The organism is Orenia metallireducens (assembly GCF_003001995.1).
GTDB classification, from domain to species: domain Bacteria; phylum Bacillota; class Halanaerobiia; order Halobacteroidales; family Halobacteroidaceae; genus Orenia; species Orenia metallireducens_B.
Genome location: NZ_PVNB01000006.1, coordinates 113,961 through 128,389 on the forward strand (window position 1 = coordinate 113,961; position 14,429 = coordinate 128,389).

Annotated in this window: 14 protein-coding genes and 1 tRNA gene; 1 reads left to right on the plus strand and 14 read right to left on the minus strand. The window is 33.1% G+C overall.

Annotation, left to right across the window (positions count from 1 at the left end):
- The 7 genes from BX659_RS06120 to BX659_RS06150 form a co-directional block, all read right to left on the minus strand.
- Window positions 1-1,527, minus strand: coding sequence for a hypothetical protein (locus BX659_RS06120; protein WP_097017748.1), 1,527 nt, complete (start codon window positions 1,525-1,527; stop codon window positions 1-3).
- A gap of 571 nt (window positions 1,528-2,098) precedes the next feature.
- Window positions 2,099-2,884 (minus strand): GTP cyclohydrolase FolE2, encoded by a 786-nt coding sequence (gene folE2, locus BX659_RS06125; RefSeq protein WP_106231733.1) that lies wholly within the window; start codon window positions 2,882-2,884, stop codon window positions 2,099-2,101.
- Between the two features lie 119 nt (window positions 2,885-3,003).
- Window positions 3,004-3,750 (minus strand): radical SAM protein, encoded by a 747-nt coding sequence (locus BX659_RS06130; RefSeq protein ID WP_097017745.1) that lies wholly within the window; start codon window positions 3,748-3,750, stop codon window positions 3,004-3,006.
- Between the two features lies 1 nt (window position 3,751).
- Window positions 3,752-4,207, minus strand: coding sequence for a 6-pyruvoyl trahydropterin synthase family protein (locus tag BX659_RS06135; protein WP_097017744.1), 456 nt, complete (start codon window positions 4,205-4,207; stop codon window positions 3,752-3,754).
- A 77-nt stretch (window positions 4,208-4,284) separates the two neighbouring features.
- Window positions 4,285-4,956 carry a 7-cyano-7-deazaguanine synthase QueC gene (gene queC, locus BX659_RS06140; RefSeq protein WP_097017743.1) on the minus strand — a complete coding sequence of 224 codons (672 nt, stop codon included), beginning with the start codon at window positions 4,954-4,956 and terminating at the stop codon, window positions 4,285-4,287.
- A gap of 69 nt (window positions 4,957-5,025) precedes the next feature.
- The gene (locus tag BX659_RS06145; RefSeq protein WP_097017742.1) at window positions 5,026-5,796 is read right to left on the minus strand and encodes an acyl-CoA dehydratase activase; all 771 of its coding nucleotides are present in this window, start codon (window positions 5,794-5,796) and stop codon (window positions 5,026-5,028) included.
- Window positions 5,793-6,794: a 2-hydroxyacyl-CoA dehydratase family protein gene (locus BX659_RS06150; RefSeq protein WP_097017741.1), complete on the minus strand. Its 1,002-nt coding sequence runs from the start codon at window positions 6,792-6,794 to the stop codon at window positions 5,793-5,795. Before BX659_RS06150 ends, BX659_RS06145 begins: the two co-directional genes overlap by 4 nt.
- Before the next feature lie 448 nt (window positions 6,795-7,242).
- On the opposite strand from BX659_RS06150, the gene BX659_RS06155 reads away from it, so the two are divergent.
- Window positions 7,243-7,548: a hypothetical protein gene (locus BX659_RS06155; RefSeq protein WP_097017740.1), complete on the plus strand. Its 306-nt coding sequence runs from the start codon at window positions 7,243-7,245 to the stop codon at window positions 7,546-7,548.
- Window positions 7,549-7,754: 206 nt separating this feature from the next.
- Here the strand turns inward: BX659_RS06155 and BX659_RS06160 are convergent, their stop codons facing one another.
- The 7 genes from BX659_RS06160 to BX659_RS06190 form a co-directional block, all read right to left on the minus strand.
- The gene (locus BX659_RS06160; RefSeq protein WP_216358776.1) at window positions 7,755-9,008 is read right to left on the minus strand and encodes an EAL domain-containing protein; all 1,254 of its coding nucleotides are present in this window, start codon (window positions 9,006-9,008) and stop codon (window positions 7,755-7,757) included.
- 239 nt (window positions 9,009-9,247) lie between these two features.
- Window positions 9,248-9,979, minus strand: coding sequence for a M48 family metallopeptidase (locus BX659_RS06165; RefSeq protein WP_097017739.1), 732 nt, complete (start codon window positions 9,977-9,979; stop codon window positions 9,248-9,250).
- A 133-nt stretch (window positions 9,980-10,112) separates the two neighbouring features.
- Complete coding sequence (locus tag BX659_RS06170) at window positions 10,113-10,397, minus strand: hypothetical protein (protein WP_181186421.1); 285 nt, start codon at window positions 10,395-10,397, stop codon at window positions 10,113-10,115.
- A gap of 32 nt (window positions 10,398-10,429) precedes the next feature.
- On the minus strand, window positions 10,430-10,687 hold the full coding sequence (locus tag BX659_RS06175; protein ID WP_143786666.1) for a hypothetical protein: 258 nt from the start codon (window positions 10,685-10,687) through the stop codon (window positions 10,430-10,432).
- A gap of 174 nt (window positions 10,688-10,861) precedes the next feature.
- Window positions 10,862-10,938: transfer RNA gene (locus tag BX659_RS06180), tRNA-Arg, on the minus strand.
- A 111-nt stretch (window positions 10,939-11,049) separates the two neighbouring features.
- Window positions 11,050-12,654 (minus strand): bacteriohemerythrin, encoded by a 1,605-nt coding sequence (locus tag BX659_RS06185; protein WP_097017736.1) that lies wholly within the window; start codon window positions 12,652-12,654, stop codon window positions 11,050-11,052.
- 531 nt (window positions 12,655-13,185) lie between these two features.
- Window positions 13,186-14,265: a YkvI family membrane protein gene (locus BX659_RS06190; RefSeq protein ID WP_097017795.1), complete on the minus strand. Its 1,080-nt coding sequence runs from the start codon at window positions 14,263-14,265 to the stop codon at window positions 13,186-13,188.
- Window positions 14,266-14,429: the final 164 nt, after the last annotated feature.

Genomic DNA, 14,429 nt, shown 5'->3' on the forward strand with positions numbered 1-14,429 from the left:
TTAGTTATTAGCAGCCTTATAGATAACTATCCCTGTTCTTTCATCTAAATCTATTGTTAAAGTTGTATCTACTCCACTACCATCAATCCTATAGTACTTTACTCCAGTAGATTTAATTGAGAAAATGTCTGAAGTAAAATCTTGATTTAATACAGCACGTGCAGGGGTATATTTTAATTCAAAAGGATAATTATAGCGATTAAAACTAGTATTATCATCATCAGTTATATAGTTGGTAATCATCCAATCAAGGAATATATCGGAAAAATCACCATAATTATCAGATATTACCTCTATTGGGGCTTTGGAGCTAGAGATTATATCTTTAATCATCCCCTCATTAAACCTCTCATAGAGATAATAAGCAAATAAATTACTAGCACCATAATCACTTAATCTATCATTCCAATATAATAAAGACTCCCCTTGTGGATAATAAAAATAACCACTATCCCCTTCTACATCTATAATTCTTCCATCACCACTATAGCTATAGTATCCATTTAGATATTCAGCCAAGCCAGAAAAGCCTTCATTGATCCAAGTATCCGTTAATCTTCTCTTAGCATAAAAATTCTTCTCTATAAAGAATAATAGATGCTGAAATTCATGGGCTAAAGTAGAAATTGATTCTTCTAATTCATAATGATTAACTGCCCAAGAGTTGATATAGAACATATCTGCTACATTAGAAGCAGGAATTTCACTAGAACTATATACATCCCAGGGAGCAAAGTAACCCATTAATGTCCCGTTACTAGACTCTCCACCCAAGTCTGTCATTAAAATTATGACCTTCTGATTGGAATCAATATCATATTCACCTTCAAAATAATCATGAGTAGAAAAATATTTAGTATCAGTAGGAAAGATTTGATTGTCAAACTCTTCGGCAAAGCTATCCAATTTATCTGAAGATATAGAGACATTTTCATCGACAAAGATATAGGCATAATCACTTATCTTCTCAACAGTAGCTGTAACAGTAGGTGGATTTTGTTGATTATAAGTATCTGCTAATTTAAACTCCTTCTCATCTCCTAGCTGATATGAAAGTGACTGGATTGATAACTGATTATTTGATAATTTTGAGATACTATAATTTTTAAGCAGCTTATTCTCAATCTGACGCATTGAAAAATCCTTCTGCTCTTGCTCTAAATTGTCATTATGTCTACTTTTCTTCTCACTAAGCTCTTTTTTGCTACTCTGCTGAATATTCTCAGCTGGAATTGAGACTATATTACTATTGCTCTCAAAGTCAAAATCCACTTCAATGCTTCCCCAAAATGTGCTGTTTGATTCTGGATCAAAATCTAAAGGACTGATTGCTACAATTGCAGATTCACCTACTGCCAAGGTTCCTAAATCCACCTCTTTAATCTCATTTTTAGAGAATATCTTTTTATAGACTCCTGATGAGTTATAGTCGATACTATCTTTAGAAGTCACCTTATCCTTTGAACAACCCACTAACCCTATCAATAAAATTAACAATAATGCAATGCTTAAAAACTTTTTATACATTAGACTCCTCCTTAGAAAATAGTTGATTTATTATTTCTGAATAAAGGACAAATAGGATAGTTGCCTTTTAAATTCTCTTTAAGAATAACCTTACTCTCTAAACTTCGCTACTTACACCAAACTATCCTCTTTATCTCTAACTATAATTTATTTTAAGATAATTATTTAACAATCCAAATCAATACAAAATAATAAGGAAGCTAAGGTTTCCCCTAACTTCCCTATATATTTATAAATTTAAGGTCTTGTTGACCTAATATCTTTTTTGAGAATGCTCTTCTTCTTTCTTCGCTTTGATAGCTTTAGCAACTCTTTTAGCCTCTACCACAGTCAACTCACTTTGAAAGTCATAATAATAAGACACTTTATCTCCTCCTTTGTTAATTTTAATTACAATCTTTAAAATATATATTTTAATTTATTCACTAATAGAACTAAAATATATATAAATTAACAGTAATTAATATCTTAAGAAGGAGATGAAAATCTATAGATTTGTGAATTTAGAATTGGACTTTATAGGAAAATTGAGACACATTAAAAAAAAGATCAAGTAACCTTGACCTTCTTCTTATTTCCAGCTTTCTAACATTGCATAAGCATCATGGGGATGGATAGACTCCTGGTGCCTACTACTTACCCTAAACCAAGTAACCTTAGGATTTATCTTTAATTCTTCTGCTACCAGTCTGACAACATCCTCTACAAAACGTGGATTTTCATAAGCCTTTTCAGTTACATATTTCTCATCAACTCTCTTTAAGATAGGATAGATTTCACAGCTTCCTACCTCTTCTACTAACTTTATAATATCCTCCAAGTAGATTAAATCATTATACCTGATACTTGTTTTGACATAGCCTCGTTGATTGTGGGCTGAATAATTGCTAATCTCTTTAGAGCATGGACATAAAGTTGTGATTGGAACTTCAACTGTTAAGATCAAGTCATACTCGCCATCTGCTAAAGAACCTTCTATCCTACATTTATAAGGTGCAATCCCACTATACTCTGAGACTGGAGCCTGCTTCTCTATAAAGTAATCAAACTCAACCTCAAAGTAGGCATTATCACTCTCCATTCGACTTTTGATCTCTTCCAACACCTTCAATATATCCTCTTTAAAATCCTCTATAGTAAATCTATCTCGATTTAATTCTGATAATAGCTGGGGTAGCCGACTCATATTAATCCCTTTTAATGACTTAGAGAGGTTAACAGCCAGAGAAAAATCCCCTACTGTAGCCACTGCCTCCCCACTTTTTGCTTTAATTCTAATAGGATGAATTAAATTATTTACTCCAACTTTGTTAATTGCAAATTTATAATTACCTTTAGTATTCTGTACATCCTTCATCTGCTAGCACCTCCTATTTTAGCAGTTTAGAGTTGGTAGTTAAGTTCAAAAATATCAAGAGTTCTTTATTGTATAAGAGTTTTAACTATACACTATCAATTATCAACTCTCAACTAAAGTTATACTCCTTTTGCTTCTGGATCCCAGATAAACTTATGGAGCTGTAAGCTTAAGCGAGTCTGCAAATTATTATCTACAAAGTAAGAATTATTCTCCTTTAAAAATTCGACTATAGTTTCAGCTTTAATTGTTTCAAATACTGGAGAAAAGTTGATTATCACATCTCCTTTAGCTAAAATATCTCTATATTCATCTATAACTTCTTTAGCATAGTTTAAATCCTTATCATTACCCACTACAAATTTCAGCTCATCACCTGAGATCAAGTTAATGAAGTTCTCTGCAAAAATATTATGATCTGACATCTTTGAGCTCGGTACTTTGATATCCAAAGTATAATCTAATCTATTAATCTCTTCTGTAATAGCAAATTCTCTAAGCTCCTCTTGACTATAAATTGGACAGCTACCATTACTTTCAATCCTAACCTCATAGCCTTGCTTTAACAGATATAGGGGTAAGTAACGTTTAACTTTAGTAGTCTCTAAAGGCTCCCCACCGGTACAGATCACCTTATTGCAATTATATCGACTTAATCTTTCTAAAATTTCTTGAAAAGTCAGCCATTGATACTCATCATCAGAACCTTGATAACTATAGGTAGTATCACAATAACCACATCTTAAGTTACACCCTGCTACCCTTAGAAAAGTAACTACTTCACCAGCAGAAATTCCTTCCCCTGAGATACTATTAAAGATCTCAACTATTGGAATCTTTATCTCTTCAAGCTCCCTTATTCTCATACTATCTCTCTCCTCTAAACTCAGCATAGCTTGTTGGAGTCTCCCAGACCTTAATACTGACTAAATTTATATCAATCCCATTAAATCTATCTTCTAGACTCTGAAAGAAATAAATTGACATCATCTCTGCAGTAGGTCTAAAATCCACTGCAAAGACCTTTCTCTCATCCTGTTGTAATATTCTTGCTATCTGATGCTCTATCTCATCAGGTGAGTGAGTCCAATACATAAAAGAATGGTCCAAAGGTTCTACTATCTCCTCTTTAACTATCTTCTTTAAATCCTTAAAATCAATCACCATTCCTGCCTTAGAACCTTCATCCTCCAATGCTCCTTCTTTTTTAGCCACAGTAACCTCCATCCGATAGGTATGACCATGGAGATTCTTACACAGCCCTTCATGCTCAGCTAACATATGGGACATATCCCAGCTAAATTCCTTAGTTATAGTTATCATAATTTCCCCCCACAAATCCCAAATAATAAATAGATAGTTAATAAAGAACAAATTTATTCTCTATTATTTGTTCTTTATTATTTATAAATTACCGGATCATCATATCCTGCTTCTTTAAAAGCCTTCAACCTTAAGACACAACTATCACAGCTACCACAAGCCTGCTCTTCTCCGCGATAACAAGACCAAGTTTGGCTATAATCTACTCCCAGTTTCATCCCCAGCTTTATCTCTTCAGCCTTGGTCATATTGATAAAAGGAGCATGGATTTTAATAGGCTTACCTTCCTCTGCACCACAGACAGTTCCTTTATTAATTGCCTCTTCCATAGCATCGATAAACTCTTGGCGACAGTCAACATAGCCAGAATAATCTACTTCACTTACCCCAATAAAGACATCCTGAGCACCCACTACTTCAGCATAAGAAGCAGCATAGGATAAGAAGATCATATTTCTAGCTGGAACATAGGTAACTGGAATCTCCTTTCTCTTTTCATCACCCTCTGGCACATCTATCCTCTGATCAGTTAGAGCAGAGCCACCCCATGCACTCATGTTAGTTTCTACTATAATGTGCTCCTTTACTCCAGCAACCTCAGCTACTTTTTTAGCAGATTCTAGCTCCTTATCATGCCTCTGCCCATAATTAAAGGAGATCGCATAAACCTCATAGCCTTTAGACTTAGCCAGATATAATGCTGTTGTTGAATCCAATCCTCCTGACAATAAAACCACTGCTTTCTTCATAAATAATTCACCTCTTTAATTTTGATATTTGAACCCAAATAAAAAGCAAAGGTTTTTACTCATTACTCGTCACTTGTCACTAATCACTGCCCTCATCCCATAATAACAACATCCTATCGCTCCATTTAACTGAGGATCATCTAAGAGAAGCAACTCATCATAGTCTCCTTTTAAGTACTCCTGCAAGGCTTGATTATGAGCTACTCCACCAGACAAGACTAGCCTTCTTCCTCTAAATTTAGTCAAAAGTGGTTGTAGTCTCTTATACATGGAATAATTCACGCCTGCACAGAGCCTTTCCATCTCTGCACCTTCAGCTATCTGTCCAATTAATTCAGATTCAGAGAAAACTGCACAGGTAGAGTTTAATTCTACAGGATTTTGATAATGCTTTGCCATTTCATTTAAAGGGATTTCTAACAAATTGGCCATATTCTCCAAATATCGTCCACAGGAAGCTGCACACTTATCATTTAGCTCCAAATCAGTAATTAGACCCTTCTCTACCTTCATCACCTTAACATCTTGCCCACCTACATCTATAAGGATAAAATCCTTAAGACCAGTCTGATAAATAGCTCCATAGACATGGGCTTTAATCTCGTTGATCGCTTCAAAGGATTTAAGATCTGTATTATTCCGTCCATAGCCAGTGGATACTTTGATATCTGTCTCTCCTAAATTCAATTTACTCTCATCAACCACTATCTTACCCTCAAAGTTACAATAATCTTTGTAGAAAGAGAGAGTACTGACTTTTAACTTCTCTATAACCTGATTATCTTCCATCACAACTACTTTTACCTCTCTACTGCCTAAATCTATCCCTAAAGCCCTCAAAACCTCCCCTCCTTTAAATCACCTAGCATATCTAAAAAAGCCTCTATTCTAAGCTTAGTCCTTGAATCTAACCTATTGAGTTTATCTCCACTAATATTTAAAATCGGAATATCCAACTTCTGCTTGATAACTACATCCTCTATCTCCCGATAACAGAAGGCTTGAGTATAATGAATTAGACCATCTAGCTTTCTATGTTCAAGCTCTTCTTGAATATACTCCAATCTAAAGTCCAAATCATAAACATAAGTATAATCATAATATTGCTGATAGATGTTATTATGGTTAATAGCTCGGGGAAAAGCAAATTCCCGTTGTACTTCATTATAGACAAAGCAGGCGTCAAAGTTCTCAACATACTGATAAATATCAGCTGTCATTGGAGGAACCCCAATAAATCCTAACCTTAATTTCTTGGCAATTGGTTTACGCTTCTCGATTTCAGCTATTACAGATTCTAATTCCTCTGTAAATTTTCTAAAGTCTCCGTTAAAATCACTACTACTAACCTGATAAAGATGGTTCTCAAAACCAGTAGCCTTATTCTCAAGATATGTCAGTTCATCTAGTTTCTTTACTAAAGACCGAGCTTTATTTAAGTTATCTCTAATTTCTTCTACTACTTCCTTATCTACACTAAATAATGACCTGAAATCATCTATAGCCTCTTTAACATCCCTTAATTGATGCCTATGGGGATATGCAAAAGAATAAACCTTGATCCCCTTTAGCTCAAGCACTTCTAATAATGCTCTTGTATTAGAACAGTCGCCTTCTATGACACCAACTATCTCACTAATCCCTTCTTTTAAGCAGACTCCATAAATTCCTTTAATCCAAGCACAACAACTCTTAGGAAACCCATCCCTTTCTGCTAAATCGATATATTCACTGCAATCTTCTGCTGTAACAAAGATATTATTAAGATCTATTACTTGATAACCTGCCGCTAATAATACCTCTATTGGTACTGTAGTCGTAATCCCAATCTTTTTCATAACTCACCTCCAAAAAAATAATAGAGGTACGCTAACGCACCTCTATTATAAGAAATTATATATTCTCTAATAAAAAAAGAGGCAACTTTGCCCCCTATCCATATACATAACACGAAATAACTACCAAATATCATGACGGTAGTTAGCCCTAGTTTTATTTATAGACAGGATGGTACAAATGAACTGTCTTATTCAATTTTCATCTGCTTTATTATAACATAGAATAAATAGATTAAGCAAGAAGAAATAAACATTAAAACCTACTTAGACCTTCTAATCTAATAAATCATAATTATACAAAGCATTGATAATCTATAAATAATTACTTCTTTCTATTATTATATTCAATCATAGACATAAGTTTTTATTATATTTTAATATTTTACGGGTAATTTATAAATACATCTACACTAGCTAACAAATAAACATCAAAGGTGGTGAGATAACTATGCAAGGTATTGACCAAAGAGATAAAACTAGATTTTTTGATAGCCAACTAGATCAAATAAAAGATATTAAGATTCTAATTCATCCTGAAATCGTTCCTAAGGATGATATCAATGGCACCGTTAGTTTAATATCAAGAATTTATGAAGAGCATGATATTAAACTAGCTGAGCTATTAACCAGTATTGAAGTACATGGCTTAAGTCTTGAGGATATAGTCCAGATATATTCAACCTTATATCAACAGATTGAAGGCTCTGAAGTGGTTGTAATAGATAGAGAAGAAGATACAAGTATCTATCAATAAAATAACTTTAGAATAATATTTGAATATGACATTATATAGGGAGATTGCGACACTTTTTCATTAGCTACTAGCTGCTGGCTTCTAGCCTTTAGCTTTTAAGGTCTTAGCTAATAACCAGTAGCTATAAGCTAGTAGCAAAACTGTCGCAATATACCCATTAAGTCTCACTTTAGACTTGTATATCTATAGTATTAACCCTAAATATATTACTCAAAATTTAAATCACAGCACAAAACCCGATATCCTGAAGGAATAGAGAACATCATAGAAATTGTAACACACATATGAGCACCAGTTATCGATAGATATGGCTCACTTACCTGTAATTGTTCTGGATGGAGCACAGCTTTTCTAAGATAATGCCTTCTAAACCAGTCTGCACTATCAGCATCTTCAAGAGGTTTAAAACGTATGTCATTTTCATTAAAGATAGAGTCAGACAGAACTGTATTACCTACCTGTAATCCATCTGACATTAGTAAATAACAACGCATAGCAGTGTCATCAGCCAATAGCTCTTGACAAGCCTCAGCTAAGCTTTTCCCCTTGATTAAATTATTTATTGTAACCTCAAATTTAGGATAATAATATTGGTAGATACTCTTACTATTAGTATCTTGAACCAATACCTCCTGCTTATAATCCTCAAATATCTTATCAAAGGCTGGAAGATTATCTATAGATTTATTTAAATCAGTGGTAGGTTTAGCAAAAAAATAACCTTGTACAAAATCTACACCACTTTCCATAGCAATCATCGTCTGCTCTTTAGTTTCAACCCCTTCAACTAAGACTAACACTCCAGTCTGATGGAGTAAAGAGACAATTCCTCTTAATACATTTCTTATCTTCTTATCTTCTGTAGCACCAACTACCATGGAACGATCTAATTTAACAATATCAGGATTTAGCTTCCATATCCGATCAAAGTTAGAGTGTCCAGCACCAAAGTCATCAATTGCAATCAAACAACCTAAGTTTCTATAAAATTCTATAGTTTCTAATAAAAGATCATTATCACTAATAGGGTACTCAACAATCTCAATCACTACCCGATGGGGTGGAAATCCAGTCTTATCTAATAACTCTGCAAAAAATTCACCATAATTATTTCCATTAATAACGGTTTGAGGAGAAACATTGAGGAATAACCAATTCAAATCATTTTCTACTTGACTAAAGTTATGTACATGTAAGTATCGGCATAACCTATCTAATAAGATACTTTCAACTTGTGTATATTTATTGTTAAATAACTCAGCAGGACTAACCCACCTTTCTTTTATAGCTTTAACTCTAACTAAGGCTTCATAACCGACAATTCTCTTATGTGGTAAGCTAAAGATTGGCTGCACTGCTGTATGAAGATGATAATTATTAAAGTATCCCACTAACTGCTCCTCTTGATAATGAACCAACTTACTAATATAATCTACACTTATATTCTTATAAACTGTCACCTAAACCACCCACTTAATCAATTTATATAATATTTATAGCAGATATATCATTTTGTGTCAAGTTTATGTTATGTTTTTGGTAATGATATACCTATTTTATTGGATAAAGTACAAATCATTAGATAATTTATTCTAATCTTTACATCAAGCACACCTCATATGTTAACCAATAATTGTATATAAAAAAAGAACCCACCATCCACTATGAGATAAATAGGTTTTAATACTAGTTTACTATTCTATTTTAAAGCTAACTGTCTACCATTAATTCTTAACCATTCTTTACGCTCTTTATAATCTGAGATAATAGCTTCAACTAACTCCCAAAACTCACTAGAATGATTGTGATGTCTCAAATGTGCTAATTCATGAACAACTATGTAATCAACAATTGACATAGGGGCCATAATTATCTTCCAGTTAAAGTTTAAGTTACCTAGGCTACTACAGCTACCCCATCGCTTCTTCTGCTCTTTAACATTAATTAGATTAGGCTCTACATCTAATTTATGAGTATAATAGTTAACTCTTGCTTTAATCTTATTCTTAGCATGGTCTTTATACCAATCTATCACAGTAGCTCTAATTGCTTCTCTTCTATTATCTTTTTGAAGGGATAGAGGAACTTTGATAATAAACTTACCTTTAATTAGCCCGACTTCTACTTGATTAGTTTCATCAGTAGTGACTACCTTCAACCTATATCTCCTGCCAAGATACATTAATCTCTCTCCACTCATGAACTCCTTAGGCTTAGGTGGAGCTTTAACCTCTTGTAGTAATCTTTGTTTCTCTGTTATCCAACTACCTTTCTTCTTGACAATTGTTGCTATCTCAGCTTCTGCCAAGTCCTTAGGAACTCTAACTATTACACCATCTTGTGGGTCTACTATTATTCCTACTGTCTTTCTTCTACTGCTTCTAACTATGTCATATTCTATTCTGCTATTACCGAATTTAATTGCTTCCATTCTTTCACCCCACTTAAGAACAGATAATAGATAAAAGATATTAAAATCCCTTTATCTATTGATGCATCAACTCTTTAGCCATTATTTAATCGCCCAATAACTAAAATTAATGCTGAAATTGTTTCTTAATTATTTATATCTTCTCTTTCGACAATTGAGTATATTTCATGATTTTTTCTATATCTTCATTGTTTTTCAACATCATTTCTGCTATCTCAACATCTCTTTCTTTTTTTCCTTCAGACTTACCAGCTTGATAAAGATTAGTCAACTCTTTAGTCATAATCTCATCACCTCCGATATTTTCTTTAATATCATCTCTAAACATTAATTCTAAGTCATTAGGTAGAAATAAAATTCCACCTAAAAATTCAAAGATATTTATAATCTTTTCTTTACTATATCCTCTCTCTAACAATAACCTAAACAGTTTCTGTTTAAAATTATATCTCAAACTATCTTTACCCTTACTTCTAAACTATATAATCTTGCTAAAATTACCATTGCAAAAGGATTATCTGAATCTAATAATTCACTTTCCTGCTGTTCTAAAATCTTATAGTTATTGTAATGATAACTTAATTTTGTACCATGAAAATCATAATCAAAGCTGCTTGGTTTATAACCTTTTCTATCCTCTGTGAAGATAGCTAAAGCCACTATCTTCTTATTATATTTATCGTAGATTCTGTAGAAATACTTAAACATCCTATCTAAGTATATTTATTCAATAAAATTGTTATAAATCCTACATAGAACGAAAACTTAGTTTAATATAAAAAGTTAGTCTAGTTTCCCCAAACCACTGAAAATAAATCAGAAAAATAAAAAAACCTACCCCCAAGGATAAGCATCATGTACATTTATTATTTGCATTTAAAATGGTGGGACTAGCAGGAATTGAACCTGCGACCTACAGATTAGGAGTCTGTCGCTCTATCCTACTGAGCTATAGCCCCACGCCATTTGCTTCTTTCTGCATAATAGTATATATTATTTATAATAAAATTTCAAGTAGTAATTTATACAAAACATTTTAAGGACGAGCAATAGCCCGCCCCTATTATCTTTTATCTATTATCTGCCCCTCTAATATGCTTTCCTACTTCTTGGTCAATCCCCTTAACATGTTGTACCAACCAGCGAGTGATAGTCTTATTAAAGTCCATCATAGTAGCTGTATCTATTTGACCACTCTCAAATCTTTCCTTAAAGTTAAGTGCATCCTCTACAAACTGCTCATGTAACTTTTTATGGGCTTCATAATCAGGATAGCCTGATTCCTGCTGTAATTTTTCTTCATCATTAAAATGTTTAACTGTATAATCTGCCAAGAAATTTAGCACCTTCCCAATCTCTTTCTTTCCTTTGTTCAACTTATTAGCTCTAATTAAGTCATTAACAATATTAAATAGTTGTTTATGCTGTTTATCAATCTTTTCCACCCCAACAGAGTAACTATCATCCCATTTAATCAAACTTAAATCATTATCTATGCTATTACTATTATTAATTAAAGTATTAATCTTCTTAACCATCTCTGCCAACTCTTCAGAAGAGCTTGATACTACATCAAAAATTCTAGATATTATCTCTGACTCTTCTACCAAACGATCACTATTCTCAGCCAAATCCTGGGCAGCATGAGCAGTCTGTTCAATCATCATTGCCGTCTCTTGGCTGGATTCTTCTATCTCAAAGAATACACGGTCTGTCTCTTGAGCAATATGTTCGCCTTCTTTTGCTTTAATTTCTACCTTCTCAATAGAGCTTAGTACCTCTTGTGACTTCAACTGGGTCTCTTGAACAATATTAATAATATCACCAGTAGCACTAGAGGTCTCTTCTGATAGATGTCTAATCTCTTCTGCTACTACAGCAAAACCTTTACCTTGCTCTCCAGCCCTAGCAGCTTCAATAGCAGCATTTAAAGCCAGCATATTAGTCTGATTGGCTATATTGGTAATCAAATTGATAATCTCACCAATCTGTTTAGAATTTTGATGTAAAGCTTTAATGACCTCTACAGTATTATTTACTGAATCATTGATCTCTTTAATACTATTAATCGTTCTTTCAATATTATCTCTACCTAATTGAGTCTGAGCCGAAGACTCCTCAGCAAAGCCTGTTACCTCTTCAGCACTGGCTGAAATCTCTTCTACATTTGTCATCATATGCTCTACCAACTGATGGGTCTCATCAATTGTTGCATTACCTTCCTTAGAAGATGCTGATAATTCATTACTATAAATAGCTAAACTATCAATCTCATTTCTAACACCTTGAATAATAGAGGTTAACCCTCCATCTAAGGAACTATCAATTCTATCAAGTTCATTATATAAGTTAGCTATTTCGTCATTACCACTAATCTTAATCTCATCTGAAGATAGGTTATTATCCTTTAAACTCCTTAAAAAGTTAGTTATCTTTCTTATTCTATTAACTACCAATTGCTTTAATAAAATCTCCAATAGAACAAAGATAACCAGATAGTCAATTATCTTAGCCAGATATCCTATCTGCTCACCACCATAAATAGACTTACTTATTAGGTTACTAATAAATTGTCCAATGGGAATACTTAATAGTATAGCTACAATTATTCCCAACCCAAACTTTAAACCCAACTTTATCGATGAATTATTTACGCCTTCCTTTGTATCTCTCATTTTATAACCCCCTTATACCTTGAAATCATTACCCCTATTACAATATTCTACATTTGAATCATAAACCCTACCATCTTATGTTAATTTTTGATTACAAAACTATAGTATACTGACAAGAGAACTAGTGATATATCAAATTATACTACAAAATCTACTACTATAAAAGTAATTAAAAGCAATAAAGAAATTTGAATCTATATAAGTTGAACTAATAATTTTCACTAAATTTAATTCTTAAAACCTTAAATTCTTTTTTGACGCAGACTAAAATCTGATTAAGACCCGACTTAAAAGATTTAATAACTTTTTTATAATTTAGTCCTTTTTTATCTGCGTAAGTCTGCGTCTAATGTTTTTTATGAAGTGCTTTAATTCAATCTATATATCTAAAAAATAGTTGTTTTATGTATAATAACTAAAACTATAATATATTTTCTCAATTATTTCGACAAATTTCAAGTATTTATTATCTGATTAAAGATAAAAATAGATTGCTTTTAAAAGCAATCTATTTTTATAGATAGTATTTATTTATCTACTATAGCTCTTGACTAACCCTATAGTCAGTCCCCCCAATAGTAAGAAGCCTGCATATCCTACTGCTGGATATAAAAACCTTACTAGAGTTGTAAAGCCAAACTGACTTGCAATCAATGCAAAGATACTTGTTATCAGCACATAAAGCTTATAACGTGGACCATCAGGGTCAGTCAAACGGGCTACAAAGCCATATAGATTTCCTACTGCTGTGGTATAGACTTCAGCAATTAAGATCGCACTATAAATCAACTGAATCCAGACAGAGAATCTTCCTGAAACATAGACCATAGGAATCTCATACTCTGCAACCTCAGGTAAATTTAGCAATAATGCCAAGAGGATAGACATAGCTCCAACCCCTAAACCCAATCCCCCAAAGATTGATCCCATCTTTAAATGATGAGTATTCTTAGCCTCCCTACCCAAAGGTGCTAAAACCGCTACTGCAATCACCAGATTATACGATGCATAATTAAATGCCGATATAAACCAGCTACCAATAGGAGGTTGACCAGGCATCACCTGTTGCAAGGCTCCAATCCCAAAGGGAAATTTTACAGCAATAGTCATAATTGTTACTGCAAATACTCCAGTTAATAGCAGTGGAACCACAAAACTAATTGCTGAGATTACACCATTTATCCCTAATAAAGTAGTAGCTAAAGAGGTCACTACCATAATCAAATTACCCCAAAAGGATGGAATAGCAAACTGTTCTTCAAATATTGAGCCTGAGCCTGCTACCATTGCTGTCAATGCTCCAAATAAAAAGAAGGTAATCACAGCATCGATTATCCACCCCAGCCATTTACCACCTGCCTTTTTGATAACCTCTAAATGTGATTTAGCCTTTAACTCCAAACCTAATTTAAGAATAATATAACCATATAACATAAATATAATAGTAGCTAAACCAAGACCAACAAAACCATTCAAACCATAATACCCAAAAAACTGTAAAACCTCTTGACCAGAAGCAAAACCTGCACCTACCACCGTCCCAATATAAGTTGCTGCTATTCTAAAGGTTGATAACTCAACTTTACTACCACCGTCATCTCTTCCTTTTATCCCTTTAATATTATCTAATATATTTCTTAAATTATTTTTACTATTGATCTTCAAAAAGATCACCTCCTTATATCTATATTAATCTAAATTAAGATTATTTATACTTTGCCTTACACTTTATAACCATTCCTAAGCTCCTCTAAGCATCAAATCCTCTAATCCAA